Here is a 17,835-nt window from a genome sequence, read left to right as displayed (position 1 = left end):
CTTAGATGCCCATGCTTTGCAGGCTCTGAACGATATTGCGCAAGGTGGCGGTCAGGCCCGGGTGCTCGACTTCAAAGCGCTCCACGGCGAGGTTGACGCCATCGACCAGGTTGTTGTCCTTGGTCGCGGCTTCCAGCTTGATCTCGGCCTCGATCTTCTCCATCAGCTCATGCAGGTGTTGGCGCTCTTCTTCTGAAAGCGGCGGGTTCTGCTCCAGTTGCTCGCGCAGCTCAGTGAGTTGCTTTTGCAGTTCTTGGGCAGGCATGGGTGTTCTCCCTCTATGAATAGGCACAGTCATGGACCCCGTTAGCGGGTGAAAGGTCCATGCCCTGTCTACTAGAGTAATCCACCGGCCAGCGCTTTGCATGACCCTGATCAAAGGTGCTGTTTCAGGGTTTTTCACCTTTGCGCCGGCGCTGGCCGATGTCTGCCAGGCAGTCGGCCAGGGCTTCGAGGTGGTCGATCACCGAGTGCACGCCCAGGGCAAACAACTGCAAGGTGGCCTGGCCACGCTGGCGTTCCTGCTCCTTGGGGCCAAGGGCTTGCCACTGGCTGCTGGGCCCGCAGGCGGCCAGGCCGATGGTCCACAACCCGGCGTTGAGGCCCGACTGCAGCAGGCGTGGTTCGCCACTGACCAGCACGCAACCGTCGAGTTTGCCCGCCCTGAGGCTCATCAGTGCCTGCCAGCAGGCATCCGGTGCCGGCCAGGGGGTCTTGCAGGCCGGGAAGGCATTGAGCCAGGCCGGCAAGGGGCTGGCCATTTGTTTGCCGTCTGCAGCCGGCAGCTCATCGAGCCAGGCACAGGGAACCTTTTGCTGATACAGCCAGTCAAGGGTGGGCAGCGCGCCCGGAGTGGGGCAGGGTGCCTGGGCATCAGAGCCCGGGTTCACTTCGACAAGGCAGCCGCGCAAGCCGAACAGCAGGGCAGTAATGGCGGGGGAGTCTGGCATGGCAACGTCCCTGAAATACTTTGCAGGCTACGCTTGGGTTGTTACTTTTTGGTGACGCTGCCGATACACAGTTGTTCACATTTTTGCGACGTTGTTTATGCCAAGCTGCTTAACGGCAGCAGAGCCTTTATACTTGCTTCATTTTTTGGCGTAGGACGCGCGGCGTCTGCCTAGTTCGAGGAGTAACACTATGCGTAGGATCGGCCTGATCGATCGGATGACCCGGGCTTGTGTCTGTGCCGGCCTACTGTTGGCGCCTGTCGTCGCGGCCCAGGCGGCCACTGAAGAAGATCCCTGGGAAAGCATCAACCGGCCGATCTTCCGCTTCAACGACACGCTCGACACCTACGCGCTCAAGCCGCTGGCACAGGGGTACCAGGCGGTCACCCCGCAGTTCCTCGAAGACGGCATCCACAACATGTTCCGCAACCTGGGCGACGTCACCAACCTGGCCAACAACGTGCTGCAGCTCAAGCCGCACGCCGCCGGGGTTGATACTGCGCGGCTGATCGTCAACACCACCTTCGGTATTGGCGGGTTCTTCGATGTCGGCACCAAGATGGGCCTGCAGCGCAATGACGAAGACTTTGGCCAGACCCTCGGCTACTGGGGCGTGAGCAGCGGCCCGTACGTAATGCTGCCGTTGCTCGGCCCGAGCACCGTGCGCGATGCCATCGGCAAGTACCCGGACACCTACACCGAACCCTACCGCTACATCGACCACGTGCCGACCCGCAACACCGCCGCCGCCGTCGATGTGGTCGACACCCGCGCGAGCCTGCTGTCGGCTGAAAAGCTGATCAATGGCGACAAATACATCTTCATTCGCAATGCATACCTGCAAAATCGCGAATTCAAGGTCAAGGATGGCGCCGTCGTCGACGACTTCTGATCCGAGCGGGTAAACAAAAGGCGACCTTCAGGTCGCCTTTTTTGTGTCTGCAATTATTTCATGCTGAGGATGCGCAGCCCGAGTTTCTGCTTGCCGTCTTGCTGGTCGGCAATCCACACCACCTCTGTGCTCGCTTCCAGGCCCTTGAGTGCCGGATGGTCGGAGTCGATACGCACCTCGAGTTGATCGCCAACCGTGAACGGCTGCGGCACCTGGACCTGCATGCCACTGCTGGAGAGGTCGAGGCAGACGGCGGCGATAACCTGCCCCTGGTGGATCAGGCTTATATCTGCTTCCACCCGCATGCGAATGAAATCGCGCTTCTCGCTGTAGTCCATGGGCCCTGAGCTCATCTCGGCATCCTTTCATTGCGTTGCGGTTGGAGGGGTTTTTATAACTCCCGGTGCTTTCGGCTGTAAAGAGCATCGGCGACCATCGGTGTGCCCTTGAAACGCCCGGCGGATGGGAGTACCGTCTGCGCCTTACAAGGCACCTCTGCTATTTGCCGGACAGGTTTTGATGTCCTACAACTCATAGAAGAGTAGCTCGAAGTGAATCCAGTACGTGGGCCGATGCTCACCTACGCCCAACCTATTCCTGGCGCCGTTTGCCCACATGCAGAAAACCAGTGCAACGCTGCTGATAATCGATGACGACGACGTCGTACGTGCGAGTCTTGCCGCCTACCTGGAAGACAGCGGTTTCAGCGTCCTGCAGGCAGCCAATGGCCAGCAGGGCCTGCAGGTCTTCGAACAGGAACATCCTGATCTGGTGATCTGCGATCTGCGCATGCCGCAAATGGGCGGCCTGGAGCTGATTCGCCAGGTAACCGAGCGCGCGCCGGAACTGCCGGTGATCGTGGTATCGGGCGCCGGGGTGATGAACGACGCCGTCGAGGCCCTGCGCCTGGGCGCGGCCGACTACCTGATCAAGCCCCTCGAAGACCTCGCAGTGCTGGAACACTCGGTACGCCGGGCCCTGGACCGCGCGCGTCTGGTGCTGGAAAACCAGCGCTACCGGGAAAAGCTCGAAACCGCCAACCGCGAGCTTGAGGCCAGCCTGCACCTGCTGCAGGAAGACCAGACCGCCGGGCGTCAGGTGCAGATGAACATGCTGCCGGAAAGCCCCTGGGTGGCCGACGACCTGTCGTTCGAGCACCAGATCATTCCGTCGCTGTACCTGTCGGGCGACTTTGCCGACTATTTCCGTGTCGATGACCGGCGAATTGCCTTTTACCTGGCAGACGTTTCCGGGCATGGCGCGTCTTCGGCCTTCGTCACCGTGCTGCTGAAGTTCATGACCACGCGCCTGCTGTTCGAATTCAAGCGCGGCGGCAACTTGCGTGACTTCAAGCCGTCTGAAGTGCTCGGGCACATCAACCGCGGCCTGATCAACTGCAAGCTGGGCAAGCATGTGACCATGGTCGGCGGCGTGATCGACGAAGACACCGGTATCATGACCTACAGCATCGGTGGTCACCTGCCGTTGCCAGTGCTGTACACCCCGGGCCAGAGCCGTTATCTGGAGGGCCGCGGATTGCCGGTCGGCTTGTTCGAGGAGGCTACCTACCAGGACCACGTCCTGGAGTTGCCGCCGCAGTTCAGCCTGACCCTGCTGTCTGATGGCATTCTGGACCTTTTGCCCGGTGACACACTCAAAGATAAAGAGGCGGCCCTGCCTGAAATCATCAAGGCCGCAGGCGGTAGTCTGGATGGGCTGCGCCAACGATTCGGATTAGCTACGCTTGGGGAGATGCCGGATGATATCGCCCTATTGGTGTTGAGCAGGAACCTTCAATGAGTACGGGTAGAATCCAGTTCGCCGAGCAGAATGGCACCTTCGTGCTGAAGTTTGTCGGTGAAGTGCGCCTGACCTTGTGTTCGGCGCTGGATGCGACGATTGAAAAGATCTTCACGGCGCTGAATTTCTCGGCGATCGTCATCGATCTGACAGAAACCCACAGCATCGACAGCACCACCCTGGGCTTGCTGGCCAAGCTCTCGATCCTGTCGCGGCAAAAGGTCGGGCTGTTGCCCACGGTGGTCACCACCCACGCCGACATCACCCGCCTGTTGCAGTCGATGGGTTTCGACCAGGTGTTCAACATCGTTGACCGGCCGATCCCGTGCCCGGAATGCCTGACCGACCTGCCGTCGCAGGATCAGAACGAAGACGTGGTGCGCTCCAAGGTGCTTGAGGCGCACAAGATCCTCATGGGCCTGAACGATTCCAACCGCGAAGCCTTCCACGACCTGGTCAACGCTCTCGAGCGCACCTGATCGTCGACCGGGCGCCGTTCTGGCGCCGGTCAAAAATCACTTAACAGTCAGCTTCGCGCGGTGGAAACTCGGTCGCCGCGCTGCCATCGGCGTTGAGCTGGAAAATCCGCGCCGGCTGCCCCTGTTCATTGAAAAACACCTGGCCCAGGCCCGCGCTGTTCCACAGCCGCTCGCCGGCCTTGCTGTGCGCGGGTGTGCGCGGCATCACCTGCATTTGCCGGCGCTTGGTAAACCAGTTGAGCGGTGAGCGTGGCGAGTACAGCCAGCGGTTGAGGCGATCGAAGGTGTCCAGCAGACGCTTGGGGAACTGGTTCTTGATGCCGCTGCTGGTGATCTGCCACAGGTGCGGGGCGCGCTGGCGGTGGCGGATCAGCACCTCATAGACGAACGAGTAGTGCACGTCACCGGAGAGAATCACGTAGTGCCCCGGTGTGCGCGAGTGGCGGAAGATGTTCAGGATCACTTGCGCCGCGCCGCGATGGGCCATCCAGTTCTCGGCATCGACCAATAGCGGATAACCCAGCCAGCTGAATACCCGCTGCACGCTCTCGATCAGCTTGACGCCGAAGATCGGCGCCGGCGAGACGATGATCGCCGAAGGATGGTCGAGCAGCGCCTGTTGCAGCTCGCTTAAGGCTTCCCAGTCGAGCAGGCCCGAGGGTTTGTTGAAGTTGCTTTCACTGCGCCAGCGCCGGGTGCGGGTATCGAGCACCAGCAGCGCCGGGCTGCTGGGCAGGACGAACTGCCAGCCCTGAAAGCGCAGCACCTCGTTGATCAGCGCATCCTGCAGCGGCGTGTCGAGGTAGTCATCGGCGTCGGCACTGTGGCTGAAGGCCTGGCAATGCTCCAGCAGCCGGGTAAAGGCATCCGGGTTGTTACCCCAGCCCTGGCACAGCATATAGCCGAGCAGGGCGTTGCCGATGATGCGCTTGGAGAACGGGTGGCCGTAGGCGGTTTCTTCCCATTGCGCCGACAGGTTCCAGTCATCGGTGATGTCGTGGTCATCGAAAATCATCAGGCTCGGCAAATGTGCCAATACCCGCGCCACCCCGCCAAGGCCGCTGGCAAAGCCGTCGATCAGTTGCTGTTCCTGGCGGTAGCGGGCCTGGCGCTCGGCATTGAGGCCGGGTGGCATCTGCACGTCGATCAGGCCCCAGGGCAGCGGGGACCAGACCAGCAGGTACATGGCCATGACTTCGGCGAAGGTCACCAGGTGGTTGTCGGCGTTGCTGCTGGTGAAGATCGGCTTGCGCGTGCCGCCGAAAAAGCGCTCGCGCAGGGTTTCGTTGCTCTCCAGTGCCGGCAGCAGGTCGGCGCGGTGGTAATAGCTGGCCGGGTGCTGGTAGAGCGCGGCGCTGTCATCGACCACCGCGCCTTGCAGGTGCTCGCCAAACAGCCCCAGGCGCTCGATCAGCGCATGTATGGCGCGCAGCATGGGCCCGGCGACATCGTCGGCATACACCTGGTCACCGCTCATCATCAGCAGGGCCGGGCGCTGCAATGGCGTGGGGTGTTCCAGCAACAGGCGATCGGCGCACAGCAGGCCGTCGGCCGCCGGGTGGTGGGGTTTGCGGCAGGAGCCGTGGAGCAGGTGCTCCAGGTGTGAACGCAGGACGAAATTCGGCCGTTGCGCGCCCGGGTAAAGCAGGTGTGGTGCGTAGTCGGCGATGCCCTGGTTGTTGAAGATCAGGTCGTAGTCGATCTGCTCATCGCACGGCAGCGGGCTGTCGAGGCGGATGTCGAGCAGGTGGACAAACGCCTGACGGCCAATCGGCACAACCTTGCAGTGGATGTCGGCGCAAACGCCTGCGCAGCTCAGTTGCAGTTCAGCTTGCAGCGGCTCGCAGGCTACCAGCCAGAACACGATGCGCGTGGGTTCGAGGCGGCGCAGCAAGGGGCCGGCCAGTACCAAGGGCAAAGAAGATGCATCGGTTATCGACAACGGAGAAGGCGCCACAAGATTGGGAGGTCAGGTTGATCCGGGATGCCTGCTATGCATGCAGTACCTGTGGGAGCTGGCTTGCCAGCGATTGCAGACGACGCGAACCGAGTGATGCTCCGCGCAATCTACCTCACTGGCAAACCCAGATTTGTATCAGGCCTTTGCCGCCAACAACGCCTCAAGCTTCTCCTGATCCCGGGCAAACTGGCGAATCCCCTCGGCCAGTTTCTCGGTGGCCATGGCATCTTCGTTCGACGCCCAGCGGAACTGGCTCTCCGTCAACTGCTGGCGCGCCTCGCCGGTTTTGCCAGGCTTGAGGATGCGCGGCAGCTCGCCCTGATCATCGCTCAACTGCTGCAGCAGCTCGGGGCTGATGGTCAGGCGGTCACAGCCGGCCAGTTGCTCGATCTGGCCGATATTGCGAAAGCTCGCGCCCATGACCACGGTCTTGTAGTCATTGGTCTTGTAGTAATCGTAGATGCGCGTCACCGACTGCACGCCCGGGTCTTCGGCGCCGACATACTCCTTGCCGGTGGACTTCTTGTACCAGTCGTAGATGCGCCCCACGAACGGCGAAATCAAGAACACCCCGGCGTCTGCGCAAGCCTGGGCCTGGGCGAAGGAGAACAGCAGGGTCAGGTTGGTCTGGATGCCTTCCTTTTCCAGAACCTCGGCGGCGCGGATGCCTTCCCAGGTCGAGGCCAGTTTGATCAGCACCCGGTCACGGCCGATACCGGCCTGGTCGTACAGCTCGATCAACTGCCGGGCCTTGGCCAGCAGCGCCGGTTGGTCGAAGGACAGGCGGGCGTCGACCTCAGTGGAGATACGCCCCGGAATCACCTTGAGAATGCCGGCGCCAACCGCCACGGCAAAGGCGTCACAGGCGAGGCCGACATCGCCCTTGCTGTGCGCGACCGATTGCTGGAGCAGCTCGGCATAGCCAGGCATGGCCGCGGCCTTGAGCAGCAGCGAAGGGTTGGTGGTGGCATCGACCGGTTTCAAGCGGCTGATGGCATCAATATCACCGGTGTCGGCAACCACAGTGGTGAACTGCTTGAGTTGTTCCAGCTTGGAAGTCATGGGCGTGCTCTGTCCTGTGCAATGGATCGACATTACCCGAGCGCTGCCAGCCGCTCAAGGGCTGGCTGGCAGGCGGGGCGAAGGGGATAAGCCTTCGAGTGCCAAAGCGCGCACAGGTTCCGGGGTTAACGCCCCTGCAGCAGCTCGCCGGCCTGGTCGAGCAGGGCCAGCGGGTCCTTGCTCTTGTGGATATCCACCGACAGCAACTGGCGAAACTTGCGCGCCCCCGGGAAGCCCTGGCCAAGGCCGAGAATATGCCGGGTGATGTGATGCATAGCGCCGCCGCAGGCCAGGTGCGCAGCAATATAAGGGCGCAATTTGGCCAGCGCTTCGCTGCGGCTGATCACCGGCGCGCTGCTGCCGAACAACTGCTGGTCAACTTCGGCCAACAGATACGGATTGTGATAAGCCTCGCGCCCGAGCATCACCCCGTCGAAAACCTTCAAGTGCTCCTGGCATTCCGCCAGGGTCTTGATCCCGCCGTTGAGCACCAGCTCAAGGTCCGGGAAGTCGGCCTTCAACTGCGCGGCGACGTCATACCGCAGCGGCGGAATCTCACGGTTCTCCTTCGGCGACAAGCCTTCAAGAATCGCAATACGCGCATGCACGGTAAAACTGCGGCAACCGGCATCACGCACCTGACCGACGAAATCACACAGCTCGGCGTAGCTATCGCGGCCATTGATACCGATGCGGTGCTTGACCGTCACCGGAATCTGCACCGCATCCTGCATCGCCTTCACGCAATCGCCGACCAGCGCCGGATGGCCCATCAGGCAGGCGCCGATCATATTGTTCTGCACCCGATCGCTCGGGCAGCCGACGTTGAGGTTGACCTCGTCATAGCCTGCGGCCTCGGCCAGCTTGGCGCAGGCGGCCAGATCAGCCGGCACACTGCCGCCCAACTGCAGCGCCAGCGGATGCTCGGCCTCGCTATGACGCAGGAAACGCTCGGCATCACCGTGCAGCAAGGCGCCGGTGGTGACCATTTCGGTGTAGAGCAGGGCGTTGCTGGACAGCAGGCGCAGGAAGAACCGGCAGTGGCGGTCAGTCCAGTCCATCATAGGCGCAACGCTGAAGCGGCGGGACGGCTCAGGGCGCGGGTTTACTGGGGTTGAGGCGGATTTTAGGGGCATTTCATCCAACGCGTTTTGTACCAATTTTCGGGGGTTTTTGGGCGTTTATCCCAAGTGGTTGGTACAATGTACCAATCCAAAACCGACGTGTACCAATTTCCCATGGCAACGATCAGAGCACGCAAAAGGGCCGATGGCACATCCAGCTACACCGTCCAGATCCGCATCAATCGCGACAAGGAGCTAGTTTACCAAGAGAGCCAGACATTCGCCCGCAAGCAGGCTGCCCAAGCGTGGGCAAAGCGACGAGAGACAGAGCTAGCTGAACCTGGTGCGATCGAGCGGGCAAACCGAAGGGGTCACACCGTTCGAGAGATGATTGACCGGTACCTGGTCGAAGGCGCCAAGGTCCGGCCGCTTGGGAAAACCAAGAAGGCAACCTTGCTTGCCATTGCCGCCAGCCACTTCGGCGAGGTAGTGGATTCTGCTATCAACAGCCAACTCTTGGTCGACTACGCTTTGTGGCGCATGAGTCCTGAAGGTGGCGCTGTACAGCCGCAGACGGCTGGCAATGATCTCGCGCACCTCGGGTCAGTGCTATCAGTGGCGCGGCCCGCTTGGGGATATGAGGTGGAACCCCATGCCATGAGTGACGCCCGTACCGTGTTAAAGAAGCTTGGGTACAACATGAAAAGCCGTGAGCGTGATCGTCGACCGGCAATGAATGAGCTGGACAAGCTGCTGGAGCACTTCTTCGAAATGCAGAAGCGTCGACCTTCGTCCATCAACATGCCTAAGGTTCTTGCCTTCGCCCTGTTCTCGACGCGCCGTCAGGAGGAGATCACCCGAATCCGCTGGGCTGATTTGGATGAAGAGCGGCAGGCTGTGAAAGTTCGGGATATGAAGAACCCAGGGCAGAAGATCGGTAACGATGTCTGGTGCCATTTGCCGGATGAGGCCTGGGCGATTGTTCAAAGCATGCCTCGGGAATGTGACGAGATATTCCCATACAACAGTGATTCAATTTCGGCAGCCTGGACCAGGGCGTGTCAGTTCCTTGCCATCGAGGATCTGCATTTCCACGACCTGCGGCATGAAGGGGTTAGTCGTTTGTTCGAAATGGACTGGGATATTCCACGGGTGTCGAGTGTTTCTGGTCACAGGGACTGGAACTCATTGCGTCGTTATACGCATTTACGAGGGCGAGGTGATAACTACAAAGACTGGGCGTGGTTAGAGCAAATAAAAAGGCGCCCGTAGAATTGGGCGCCCGGATCAAGGCGTAAGTCAGCTGGCTTTCTTGTATCCGTTGAGCTGGGCGCATTCCTTTAATGCGGCTTCTCGTTGTTGGTCCAGGTAGAGTGCCAAGTCGGCGATATGAATCCCTTTGGCGCTCTTCTGGCTGGACTCAAGTCGAGTTATGGGAAGTTTGATCTGGCCAGCTAGAACCTTACGCTCCAACATTTTCACAGTTAGATGCGTGAAGTAATCATTGCACACGTGCTCCAGAGGGATGACAGCAAGCCCGTTGTATTGCGCCATTAGTACGAAGGACGTATTCATGTCATGCGACGCTCCCGCGTGTCGAGGGCCAGGGGCTCGGGGTGTCTCCCGGGTTCTTGCTGATCAGGGTTCATGCCACGTCTCCTTGCTGGATGGCCGGGCTGGGGCTGGGGCTGGGGCGCAGTTCTGCATGGATACGGCTGGCTAGGCGCAGGAGGCCTTGGCACTCAGCGTAAGCACGTTTGCACCACAGCTCAGTGCCTTGCAGTTTTTGCCATGTGTTGCGGGCAAGGCGCAGGGTTTCAGCTGCGCTTGTTAGGTGCTCGTAGTCGACCTTTGTCACGGCAAGCCCGGAGTAGGACATGATTCTGGCTTCAAGCTCTTCGATGTGAGCCAGCCGTTGACTTGTAACCAGAAGGTGCGCTCGCTGTTCTTTGAGGCGCTCCTGGGCGATGGCGTCAATGTCAGCATTCAAGTCAGTGATCTGCTTGGTATGGTCGGCTTCCCGTTGAGCAAGCCCTGCGGCAAAGCCGCTTTCTTTTGCTCGCCGACGGGCCGTGCTGAACAAGAATGGCAGGGCCACCAGCGTGAAGAGCCAGAGGGTGGCCAGGGCAAGGATGATTTGCTGTGGTTGCAAGTGCTGTGCTCCAGAATGTGCCCGCCGCCGTTGTGAGCCGTGGTGAGAGCGGCAGGGCAAATATGCCCCTGTAGGCCGGGGCCGCCTTGTTAGCCTGCTGAATGCGCTTGTGCATCCAGATAAGCAGCGAGTTCGTGCAGATAAACCACGTACTCGGCGCGTACGGAGTGATCCGGCTTAATCAACTTGAGCTGGATGCGTCCTTTATTGATCAGCTTGCGCAGATGCTGATCCGTCTTGATGTGCGGGAAGTAGTGCTCCCGAACTTCACGTAGAGTCGGACATGGAGTTGTCCACTGCCGGCGCAGTTGGGCTAGCGTTTCACTCATACCTTCTCCCCGTTCCCCTCGGGATGGGGCCGCAGCTTGTCCCGCAGTAATTCCGCCAAGTGCTCTTTGTTGGTGCCTATCGCTGCCGCGCAGAGCTCACCGCGTCCGTTCGTGACCACGGCGCCGAGCGGGTATTCAGCAGAGGTCGTAGGGGCGATGTACGCGATCTGGTCTTCTAGGAGTGCGGTGCTGATATGGTCGAGTGCCTCCATCAGGGCGATAGCCTGTTTGGTCCGGCCAGCCGTGGTACGGCCGTTGGCAACATCCTCGATGAAGTCGCGCAGGTGCAGGTGGTTAGCCCGGTCGCCGCGGGGGAGTGTTAGAGATCCCGAAAGATCACCAAACTTCACTTTAACGTGCGCCTGGTCTTTGCTCAGCTCGACATCAATGTCGGCGTCGAGCTGAATCGTAGGGAGATAAAGCGGGCAGATTGCGGTACCACCAGTAATGAGGACTTGGTGTAGCAGATCTTGTTTCGCAAAAGGGATGACGAATGCGCTCATGCCGCGTTACCCCCGAGCTGTTGGGCGGTAACGTCCTGTACAGCTTGTGCGTTGCCTTTCTGCGTAGCAATGATCAGTCGACCGGTGCGTCGCTGGATGGCGTCAACTAGTGAGCGACTGCTGCAGGCTGTGGGGTGTAGAAAGACTTGGCATTGACCTTTGTGCTGTGCGTTTCGCATGTCTCGTTCTCCGTGGTGAGAGGGAAGCGAGACAAATAAAACGCATTGTTGTTTTTATGTCAACACGTTTAGTTGTTTGCGGCGATCATCGCTACAACAAAAAGTGTGATCATGATGCCGATTATGAGACGCAGCTTCGGCTTTCTAGGGCTGCTGGGTGAGGTTTTGGACTCACCGCTTAGAGGGGCTTGCCGTTCTGAGCGGGGGTCATAGAGGTGAGCGACGATAACCGGAACAGGACCTGAATCGTATTCGAGGACTTTTTTGACGCTAGCTTCTTGTGACGCGCCTTCGTCCATTATTGGTGCCAAGTACTCTGCATAGTCTTCAGGGACGTGGCCAATGCATTCTCCGTGTTCCGTCATGACAGCAATGGCAAAGCGGCTGTGTCGATTTTCTCTGTCTCGCTTGAGGATCACGGTTGAGCCAGGTCGAATCTCGATATCAATGATCTCGCTGCGACCATCATGACGGGTGCCAGCGACCATGAAGTCTGTGGTTGCAAGAGGTCTATTTAGCTTCTTGATTTCGCGAGTCTTTTGTTTCAAGTGCTCGTCAGCTTCTCGCTTCAACTGCTGCGCCTGAATTTCGGCCTGCCTGCGAGCCGATACCGCAAGCTTTCGCTCTGATTGCGGTAGCACGGCTTCGATGGACTTAGCGATCTCTTTTCGTTCAGCTTCAGTGACGATTTGGTCTTCTAACGCGCGAGATAGCACTTCTGACAAGAATTGGACTGCGGGAATGTCCGCTTGGCTATTCTGCGAAAGCCAGGCTTGAATCGCATGAATCTCTTCATTGGCGATCTTGCCATCTGCCGTGATCGACTGGCAGATGTTCAAAAGCTCAAGGCCAGCATCTGTCTCAAGCTGCTTCTTGGAAAGTGAAATGCGTCGTTTTGGGGCTTCCATGCTTGCTCCGGTTCTAGAGGGCGCCGCCATGCCAGACGATCCTACCGATGATCTGAAGGTGATCGATGTCGGCTTCGCTGATCGGCTGGTCGGGGAAACTTCTTTTGTCCTCGTTGTCGCTACGGATAATCCAGCCGCCCGTTATGCCTTGAATCAGGCGCTTAATAATCAATTCTCCCCCGTGACGTCGGATGAGGTAGATGCGCCCGTCGCGTGGCTCGATTTGGCTTTCGTCTAGCAACACTACATCGCCGTCGCTGATCGTGGGCTCCATGCTGTGGCCTTGAGCGTATATGACGTGCAGGTTCTTCTCTCTAAGCGCCATTCGGCTCAGCCAGGCGCGCTTGAAGACAAGTCCGCCTTTTACTTCGACATGATCATTGAGGCGGCCGTTGCCTGCTGCGCCGAGGGCATCGTATTGCGGAATCAACGCGTAGTCCTCTTTGGAGGGACCGTTAAGGTCGTACTCTTGAGGGCTTTGACTCTCGGTATCGCCTTCTATCAGTCCCATCAGTGAGACGCCTAAGGCATTAGCCAGGAGCCGCAGGTCAGTGATGTTCGGTTCTCGAAGATCGCGCTCGTAATTACCGATACGCGCCTGACCTTTCTCCCACCCGCACTTATCAGCTAAGGCGCCTTGGGAGAGTTGTTTTTGTCGCCGTAAGCGGGCGATGCGCTGTCCGAGAGATTCCATTCGCAAAAATTATCACGCTCTGTTTACAACGGCTCAAACTAAACGTGTTGTGAAAACAACGAAACGTTGTTATTTTAATGTCCATTGGTCATTTGGAGTTTCACATGAACCGAATATCGCAGCTTCGCACGGAGGGGAGGATTTCACAGGTCGCCCTGGCTGAAGCGCTTGGTTGGTCGCAGGGGCGAATCAGTAACTATGAATCAGGCCGGCGAGTTCCGGGGCTGTCGGATAGCAGGGCTATCGTGGTAGCGCTCAACTCGTTGGGAGTGGTCTGCAGCTTGGATGATGTGTTTCCGCCTGATGGAGGCGCTGCAGCCGCATAAGGAGCGCCGAGCTGGGGGCTCTCACCACAAGAAGTTCCCCAGCTCAGCAAAGTCGGCGCATGGCGCCGACGCAATCCGCCGTCCGGTCCTTCTCACCACAAGTCATACCGGACGACTCAATCGAAGCACCGTGCCGCACAGCACGTTTAGCACAGCACATCGGTCGTGGTCGTAGGATAGGGTGAACCTGTTCCTGTGGCTACACCGTAAACGGGGGTTTTACGGTTATGAGTCGCACAGATCTATTGCCGGGCGCAGGCCCGGTCCTTTCTTTGCGGCAGGCGCTTTATCGCGCCGGTCGCGATTTTCCGGGTGGTATCACCCGCCTTGCCTACGAAATGGTGCTCGACAACGATGCACTGCAAAAGAAGCTCAAGCTTGACGAAGAGCGCCGTTGGCTGACGCCTGATGAGCTGGAAGAGGTTATCGGGTTGACAGCTGACCCTCGTTTGCTGGATGCATTGGTGCGCCCAGCTGGTGCCGTTTGGTATCGCCCTGTACCGGTCCCAGCAACTCATGAAGCACTGAAGGCCGTGGGCAAGTTGCTGGAAGAGGCCAGCGAGTTTGTGTCCAGCATGCATGACGGTGCCGCCGACAAAAAGTGGGAACTCCATGAGGTTCTCGACCTAGAGAAGCATGGTATGGACGTTATCCGCGAAGTGTTGGGCATCATGGCCGGTGCGCGGCAGGCGATGGAGGACCGTATCGATGGCTGATGAAATTGATCGGGCCAATGAGCAGGTCGAGTATCACCTGCAGGTCGCATTGCAGTCCCGGCCACGCCAGTCGCTCAAGCCAAGCGCTCAGTTCTGCGTTGATTGTGAAGACCCGATCCCGCTGCCCCGTCAGCGGGCCGTTGCAGGTTGTGAGACCTGCATCAGCTGCCAGGGGTTACGGGAGCGTTGGGGATGACTGAGCGCAATGGAGTGCCGACTGCTGTCTGGGCCCGCCGCTATATCGAAACTTTCAACTTCGCCCTGGTGCCAATCGAGCCGGGACAAAAGGGCCCGAAAGGTAAGGGCTGGAACCAGCCTGGTGGGTACTTTGTAGATGCGGAAGCCGCTGAGGCATTCTGGCAGAAGAACCCATCGCACAACATGGGCGTCGTTCATGGCCCCAGTCGAGTCTGTTCCCTGGACGTGGATGATGTCCAGTGGACGCGCTTCGTCCTGCAAGAGCAGTTGGGGGTCGATTTGGATGCGTTGGCAGTTGCCTATCCGACGGTGGTAGGCAACCCGGCACGTTTTCGTGTGTTGTTTCGCGTGCCTGACGGCGTTGAGCTGAGTCGACATTCGCTGTTCTGGCCAAATGAAAGTGATCCTGATGGTTCGATTTTCCGGGGGTTCATGGCCCAGGCCAAGGCAGCGAAAGAGGCCGGAGACGCGGAAGCCGAGGCCGTTGCGCGGGCTGCAGCTGAGCCCTACAAGAAGTTCACCGTATTTGAATTGCGCGCCGGCCTGACGCAGGACGTGCTACCGCCTTCAATCCACCCGGGAACGCAGAAACCTTATGTATGGCGCAACCCTCCCAGGGCTGAAGGTTTGCCAGATCTACCTGCTGAGTTGTTAGCCATCTGGCAGGGCTGGGATGCATTCAAGCCTGAAGCGGAAGCCGTCTGTCCATGGGCCCTGAAGCTCGCTAAGGCTCCACCGGCTGCGCCCAAGCGAGCTTTGGTCGGAGGTAAGCAACTGCCGAAAGTTATCGATGAGTTCAATCGTTGTCATGACATCGAAGCGCTGCTGGCAGCTCATGGTTACAGCAAGCACGGCGGTAAATGGCTCTGTCCTCAAAGTAGTAGCGGGCTGCCTGGGATCACTATTACGGAGGGTCGTCTGTACTCGCATCACAGTTCTGATCCGTTGGCGAATGGGCACAAGAACGATGCCTTTGATGTGTATTGCATTCTTGAGCATGGGGGGGATGTACAGGTTGCGACGAAGGCGGCAGCTCAATTGTTGGGCATCGATTCAGCGAGTCGCTCATCGCAGCCACCGACGCGCGGTGAGCTTCCCCGTTCCCCATCGAATGAGAGCGAGATTGAAGAGGTGCTGCCTCAGGTGGTTGAGGGCCTTCCCCGCACCCCATCAGAGGAAAGCGCGGCCAGCTCCTCCAATATCGGGGGTGAGGGGGATGAGGGCCTTGGTATCGCGCAGATTCTGAGGCGATTCGCCTTGGTGGAAGGAACTACTCACGTTTGGGATTTCGACAAGTCGAGGCTGATTAAGAAGTCGGGATTTGAAGCGCTGATTGGCAAGCCGCTCGCGAAAGAATGGTTGGCAGATGCCAGCCGAAAGCTGATTTCTGCTGAGCAGGTTGAGGAAATTCAACAGATCCGGCAGTTGGACAGCAAAAAGGGCGGTGCTTTGCAGATGTCGCCCATTGACCGGTATGTGTACATCGACGGCACTAAAGATGTGTGGGACCGAGAGAAGAAGCGGCGTATAGCTGAGGGGGCCGTCAAGATGGCCCTTGGCGGTATGTATCCCGTTTGGCTTAACAGCCCAAACCGACGTGTCGTTGATGTCGACCATATTGTGTTCGACCCAACGATGACCAAAGACCCAAATCAGTACATCAACACATTTGAAGGCTTGCCCCTGGAGCCTTTGCGCAATGACGAAGCCTGCGAAAACCTGCGCTGGCTTATTTCATTCCTTTGCAACCATGACCTACCCGCCACTGAGTGGCTAACACGTTGGTTGGCGTACCCGCTGCAGCACATGGGCGCCAAAATGGACACTGCTGTACTAATGCACTCCATCATGGAGGGCTCGGGCAAGAGTCTGCTGTTTGCCGATGCAATGGGCGAACTCTACGGCCAATACGCCGCAACAGTAGGGCAGACGCAGTTGGAGGGGTCTTTCAACGCTTGGCAGAGCCGCAAGCTTTGGGCGGTGTTTGAAGAGGTTGTGAGCCGGGATCAGCGGTACAACCAAGTCGGCAAGATCAAGCACCTGGTCACTGGCAAGACGGTGCGCATGGAGTCCAAGTTCATCAACGGTTGGGAGGAAGCCAACCATATGAACGCGGTGTTTCTGAGTAACGAGATCTTGCCGTGGCCGATCAGCGATAGCGACCGGCGGATGTTGGTGATGTGGCCAATGGAGACACTTCCGGAAGAGCGTCAGCGTGCGATAGGGCACGAGTTGAAGAACGGTGGCATTGCGGCCTTGTATGCCTGGTTGTTGAGCGTTGATATGGGCGACTTCAACCAGCGGACCCGCCCGCCCAAGACTGAAGCGCGCCAGCGCCTTGTAGCTCTCAGCCGCGCAGCCTGGCAGACGTTCCTGCACCTTTGGCGGTGCGGTGATCTTGGGCGAGGCCTATGGGGTTGTTGCATGTCGTCGGACCTCTATGCCCTGTTCTTGGAGTGGTGCCAGCGCAATAGAGAGCATGCGATGAGTCAAACGAAGTTCTCGCTGTTCATTAGCTCTGAGGTCGAGAAGACGCGGCCCATTCCCTGGACGGACGGCAACAACAGACGATTTGCGGCATTTTTCTTCCCAAATGACTCTGATGCTTCCCTTCCCCCATCGTTGAAGGCGGCCGAGCTGGGCGTGGCGGTCACCGAGTGGCGTGCCAAGGCAAAGCTTGCGGGTTGGAACGTGGATGGCTGGGACCATGTGAAGGGGCTTGCAGCATGAATACGGCTATCGGTGTGGTGGGTGTGTTGGGTTGGTGTTGGGTCTATGTGTCGGGGGCAACACAGGCAAAGTCCGCAAATTCTGCGGGTTTGACTGGGGCTGTAGTGGGTGTGTTGGGTTTGTCGTCGCGCACGCGCGGGCGCGTATTTTTCATTGGGTTTAAACAGGAGGAAAACACTCCCCATGCGAGCCCTAAAAAACTCAACAAACCCAACACACTAAACACAAGGCTTATGAAGTTATTGAAATCACTGGCTTTTAAGTGTGTTGGGTTTGTGTCGGGTAGCTCTGTTTTGTGTCGGGTGCGCGATTTGCGGGAGATTCAGGGATGATTGAGGATATCGAGAGCCTCATGAAGCATTGGGGTGAGCAGCAGGCCCGGTTCGGCCATGAGGCCAGTCTGGGCAGCCAGATGGGTTCAATCGTTGACTGGAAAGGAGGGGCGCCACGTGGCACGCCAGGAACTAGACCACTTATTGGTGGCGGATCGGGGATGGACTACGCAGCGGCTGAAGTAGATGCTGCCATCGCCGAGCTAGAGCGCCGCGACGAACGCGGCCAAGCATTGGCCAAGCTGGCCCGGTTTCGGTATCACTACGGCGCGCCCATTCGTGAGCAGATGCGCGAAGTCGGATTGGCGGAAGGCGCTGATCGTACCTACCGAAACTGGGTGCAAGCGTTGCATTTGCGTGTCATGACAATCCTGATGGCGCGTCAGGGCGTCGTCCACGGTCGTACCGTTCGTCGGAGTGGAATGGCTCAAAGTGGGGCCAAAGTAGTGTCAAAGTCTGGTCGAAGTTGATAACCGAAAATTGCCTCTTTTCGGTTTTTCCGGAGGCGGGTAAAAAGTCCCCACGATATGCGAACTGCGCTTAGGCGCTCCCCAAAGCACT

The 17,835-nt window shown here is 58.7% G+C and carries 21 protein-coding genes and 1 pseudogene; 10 read left to right on the top strand and 12 right to left on the bottom strand.

Annotated features, from left to right (window positions below; all coding sequences use genetic code 11):
* Position 1 precedes the first annotated feature (1 nt).
* Together LOY34_RS18525 and LOY34_RS18520 are read right to left on the bottom strand one after the other, a co-directional pair.
* Positions 2-265: a DUF4404 family protein gene (locus LOY34_RS18525; RefSeq protein WP_045194866.1), complete on the bottom strand. Its 264-nt coding sequence runs from the start codon at positions 263-265 to the stop codon at positions 2-4.
* A gap of 124 nt (positions 266-389) precedes the next feature.
* A complete protein-coding gene (locus LOY34_RS18520; protein ID WP_045194865.1) occupies positions 390-950 on the bottom strand; it encodes a hypothetical protein in 561 nt (186 codons plus the stop codon).
* 190 nt (positions 951-1,140) lie between these two features.
* Between LOY34_RS18520 and LOY34_RS18515 the strand changes: the two genes are divergently transcribed.
* Complete coding sequence (locus tag LOY34_RS18515; protein WP_045194864.1) at positions 1,141-1,842, top strand: VacJ family lipoprotein; 702 nt, start codon at positions 1,141-1,143, stop codon at positions 1,840-1,842.
* A 53-nt stretch (positions 1,843-1,895) separates the two neighbouring features.
* Here LOY34_RS18515 and LOY34_RS18510 read toward each other — a convergent pair whose 3' ends face one another.
* Positions 1,896-2,195: a PilZ domain-containing protein gene (locus tag LOY34_RS18510; protein ID WP_195884677.1), complete on the bottom strand. Its 300-nt coding sequence runs from the start codon at positions 2,193-2,195 to the stop codon at positions 1,896-1,898.
* A gap of 262 nt (positions 2,196-2,457) precedes the next feature.
* Here LOY34_RS18510 and rssB point away from each other — a divergent pair, with 262 nt between their 5' ends.
* Together rssB and rssC are read left to right on the top strand one after the other, a co-directional pair.
* Positions 2,458-3,642, top strand: a complete 1,185-nt coding sequence (gene rssB, locus LOY34_RS18505; protein ID WP_045194857.1) for a two-component system response regulator RssB — start codon at positions 2,458-2,460, stop codon at positions 3,640-3,642.
* The gene (gene rssC, locus LOY34_RS18500; RefSeq protein WP_038994382.1) at positions 3,639-4,121 is read left to right on the top strand and encodes an anti-sigma factor antagonist RssC; all 483 of its coding nucleotides are present in this window, start codon (positions 3,639-3,641) and stop codon (positions 4,119-4,121) included. Before rssB ends, rssC begins: the two co-directional genes overlap by 4 nt.
* A 40-nt stretch (positions 4,122-4,161) precedes the next feature.
* On the opposite strand, the gene LOY34_RS18495 is transcribed toward rssC, so the two are convergent.
* The 3 genes from LOY34_RS18495 to dusA all read right to left on the bottom strand — a co-directional run bounded on the left by LOY34_RS18495 (position 4,162) and on the right by dusA (position 8,279).
* Complete coding sequence (locus LOY34_RS18495) at positions 4,162-6,057, bottom strand: alkaline phosphatase D family protein (protein WP_195886030.1); 1,896 nt, start codon at positions 6,055-6,057, stop codon at positions 4,162-4,164.
* 159 nt (positions 6,058-6,216) lie between these two features.
* On the bottom strand, positions 6,217-7,143 hold the full coding sequence (gene tal / locus LOY34_RS18490) for a transaldolase (RefSeq protein WP_093380795.1): 927 nt from the start codon (positions 7,141-7,143) through the stop codon (positions 6,217-6,219).
* 125 nt (positions 7,144-7,268) lie between these two features.
* Positions 7,269-8,279, bottom strand: a complete 1,011-nt coding sequence (dusA, locus tag LOY34_RS18485; RefSeq protein ID WP_123565413.1) for a tRNA dihydrouridine(20/20a) synthase DusA — start codon at positions 8,277-8,279, stop codon at positions 7,269-7,271.
* A gap of 66 nt (positions 8,280-8,345) precedes the next feature.
* Here dusA and LOY34_RS18480 point away from each other — a divergent pair.
* Positions 8,346-9,505 (top strand): annotated as a pseudogene (locus LOY34_RS18480) (tyrosine-type recombinase/integrase).
* A 1-nt stretch (position 9,506) separates the two neighbouring features.
* Here LOY34_RS18480 and LOY34_RS18475 read toward each other — a convergent pair.
* The 6 genes from LOY34_RS18475 to LOY34_RS18450 all read right to left on the bottom strand — a co-directional run bounded on the left by LOY34_RS18475 (position 9,507) and on the right by LOY34_RS18450 (position 12,972).
* Positions 9,507-9,782, bottom strand: a complete 276-nt coding sequence (locus tag LOY34_RS18475) for a pyocin activator PrtN family protein (RefSeq protein ID WP_258663860.1) — start codon at positions 9,780-9,782, stop codon at positions 9,507-9,509.
* A 70-nt stretch (positions 9,783-9,852) separates the two neighbouring features.
* On the bottom strand, positions 9,853-10,359 hold the full coding sequence (locus LOY34_RS18470) for a hypothetical protein (protein WP_258663859.1): 507 nt from the start codon (positions 10,357-10,359) through the stop codon (positions 9,853-9,855).
* Positions 10,360-10,448: 89 nt separating this feature from the next.
* Positions 10,449-10,688 carry a pyocin activator PrtN family protein gene (locus LOY34_RS18465; RefSeq protein WP_258663858.1) on the bottom strand — a complete coding sequence of 80 codons (240 nt, stop codon included), beginning with the start codon at positions 10,686-10,688 and terminating at the stop codon, positions 10,449-10,451.
* A complete protein-coding gene (locus tag LOY34_RS18460; RefSeq protein WP_258663857.1) occupies positions 10,685-11,191 on the bottom strand; it encodes a hypothetical protein in 507 nt (168 codons plus the stop codon). The genes LOY34_RS18465 and LOY34_RS18460 overlap by 4 nt, the downstream gene beginning before the upstream one ends.
* Positions 11,192-11,438: 247 nt before the next feature.
* On the bottom strand, positions 11,439-12,278 hold the full coding sequence (locus tag LOY34_RS18455) for an HIRAN domain-containing protein (protein WP_258663856.1): 840 nt from the start codon (positions 12,276-12,278) through the stop codon (positions 11,439-11,441).
* A gap of 13 nt (positions 12,279-12,291) precedes the next feature.
* On the bottom strand, positions 12,292-12,972 hold the full coding sequence (locus tag LOY34_RS18450; RefSeq protein WP_258663854.1) for a LexA family transcriptional regulator: 681 nt from the start codon (positions 12,970-12,972) through the stop codon (positions 12,292-12,294).
* A 77-nt stretch (positions 12,973-13,049) separates the two neighbouring features.
* On the opposite strand from LOY34_RS18450, the gene LOY34_RS18445 reads away from it, so the two are divergent.
* From LOY34_RS18445 to LOY34_RS18420, 6 genes are all read left to right on the top strand, one after another.
* On the top strand, positions 13,050-13,298 hold the full coding sequence (locus tag LOY34_RS18445) for a helix-turn-helix transcriptional regulator (protein WP_408980890.1): 249 nt from the start codon (positions 13,050-13,052) through the stop codon (positions 13,296-13,298).
* 227 nt (positions 13,299-13,525) lie between these two features.
* A complete protein-coding gene (locus LOY34_RS18440; protein ID WP_258594311.1) occupies positions 13,526-14,014 on the top strand; it encodes a phage regulatory CII family protein in 489 nt (162 codons plus the stop codon).
* Positions 13,935-14,210, top strand: a complete 276-nt coding sequence (locus tag LOY34_RS18435; protein WP_408980889.1) for a TraR/DksA family transcriptional regulator — start codon at positions 13,935-13,937, stop codon at positions 14,208-14,210. Before LOY34_RS18440 ends, LOY34_RS18435 begins: the two co-directional genes overlap by 80 nt.
* Entirely contained in the window at positions 14,207-16,942 is a 2,736-nt protein-coding gene (locus LOY34_RS18430; RefSeq protein WP_258663850.1) for a bifunctional DNA primase/polymerase, read from the top strand. Before LOY34_RS18435 ends, LOY34_RS18430 begins: the two co-directional genes overlap by 4 nt.
* Positions 16,939-17,274, top strand: a complete 336-nt coding sequence (locus LOY34_RS18425) for a hypothetical protein (RefSeq protein ID WP_258663848.1) — start codon at positions 16,939-16,941, stop codon at positions 17,272-17,274. The genes LOY34_RS18430 and LOY34_RS18425 overlap by 4 nt, the downstream gene beginning before the upstream one ends.
* Positions 17,271-17,744 (top strand): hypothetical protein, encoded by a 474-nt coding sequence (locus tag LOY34_RS18420; protein WP_258594305.1) that lies wholly within the window; start codon positions 17,271-17,273, stop codon positions 17,742-17,744. Before LOY34_RS18425 ends, LOY34_RS18420 begins: the two co-directional genes overlap by 4 nt.
* The last annotated feature ends 91 nt before the right edge of the window (positions 17,745-17,835 follow it).

The sequence above is a fragment of the Pseudomonas sp. B21-009 genome, assembly GCF_024749345.1.
Classification (GTDB): domain Bacteria; phylum Pseudomonadota; class Gammaproteobacteria; order Pseudomonadales; family Pseudomonadaceae; genus Aquipseudomonas.
Note: the sequence above shows the minus strand (reverse complement) of the source record. Positions and strands in the feature narration are given on the sequence as shown.

Excerpts from the sequence above, each read along its gene's own strand:
- LOY34_RS18525 (WP_045194866.1), bottom strand. The coding sequence starts at position 265 with ATGCCTGCCCAAGAACTGCAAAAGCAACTCACTGAGCTGCGCGAGCAA.
- LOY34_RS18520 (WP_045194865.1), bottom strand. The coding sequence starts at position 950 with ATGCCAGACTCCCCCGCCATTACTGCCCTGCTGTTCGGCTTGCGCGGC.
- LOY34_RS18515 (WP_045194864.1), top strand. The coding sequence starts at position 1,141 with ATGCGTAGGATCGGCCTGATCGATCGGATGACCCGGGCTTGTGTCTGT.
- LOY34_RS18510 (WP_195884677.1), bottom strand. The coding sequence starts at position 2,195 with ATGAGCTCAGGGCCCATGGACTACAGCGAGAAGCGCGATTTCATTCGC.
- rssB (WP_045194857.1), top strand. The coding sequence starts at position 2,458 with ATGCAGAAAACCAGTGCAACGCTGCTGATAATCGATGACGACGACGTC.
- rssC (WP_038994382.1), top strand. The coding sequence starts at position 3,639 with ATGAGTACGGGTAGAATCCAGTTCGCCGAGCAGAATGGCACCTTCGTG.
- tal (WP_093380795.1), bottom strand. The coding sequence starts at position 7,143 with ATGACTTCCAAGCTGGAACAACTCAAGCAGTTCACCACTGTGGTTGCC.
- dusA (WP_123565413.1), bottom strand. The coding sequence starts at position 8,279 with ATGCCCCTAAAATCCGCCTCAACCCCAGTAAACCCGCGCCCTGAGCCG.
- LOY34_RS18475 (WP_258663860.1), bottom strand. The coding sequence starts at position 9,782 with ATGAATACGTCCTTCGTACTAATGGCGCAATACAACGGGCTTGCTGTC.
- LOY34_RS18465 (WP_258663858.1), bottom strand. The coding sequence starts at position 10,688 with ATGAGTGAAACGCTAGCCCAACTGCGCCGGCAGTGGACAACTCCATGT.
- LOY34_RS18460 (WP_258663857.1), bottom strand. The coding sequence starts at position 11,191 with ATGAGCGCATTCGTCATCCCTTTTGCGAAACAAGATCTGCTACACCAA.
- LOY34_RS18455 (WP_258663856.1), bottom strand. The coding sequence starts at position 12,278 with ATGGAAGCCCCAAAACGACGCATTTCACTTTCCAAGAAGCAGCTTGAG.
- LOY34_RS18450 (WP_258663854.1), bottom strand. The coding sequence starts at position 12,972 with ATGGAATCTCTCGGACAGCGCATCGCCCGCTTACGGCGACAAAAACAA.
- LOY34_RS18445 (WP_408980890.1), top strand. The coding sequence starts at position 13,050 with ATGTCCATTGGTCATTTGGAGTTTCACATGAACCGAATATCGCAGCTT.
- LOY34_RS18440 (WP_258594311.1), top strand. The coding sequence starts at position 13,526 with ATGAGTCGCACAGATCTATTGCCGGGCGCAGGCCCGGTCCTTTCTTTG.
- LOY34_RS18435 (WP_408980889.1), top strand. The coding sequence starts at position 13,935 with ATGGTATGGACGTTATCCGCGAAGTGTTGGGCATCATGGCCGGTGCGC.
- LOY34_RS18430 (WP_258663850.1), top strand. The coding sequence starts at position 14,207 with ATGACTGAGCGCAATGGAGTGCCGACTGCTGTCTGGGCCCGCCGCTAT.
- LOY34_RS18425 (WP_258663848.1), top strand. The coding sequence starts at position 16,939 with ATGAATACGGCTATCGGTGTGGTGGGTGTGTTGGGTTGGTGTTGGGTC.
- LOY34_RS18420 (WP_258594305.1), top strand. The coding sequence starts at position 17,271 with ATGATTGAGGATATCGAGAGCCTCATGAAGCATTGGGGTGAGCAGCAG.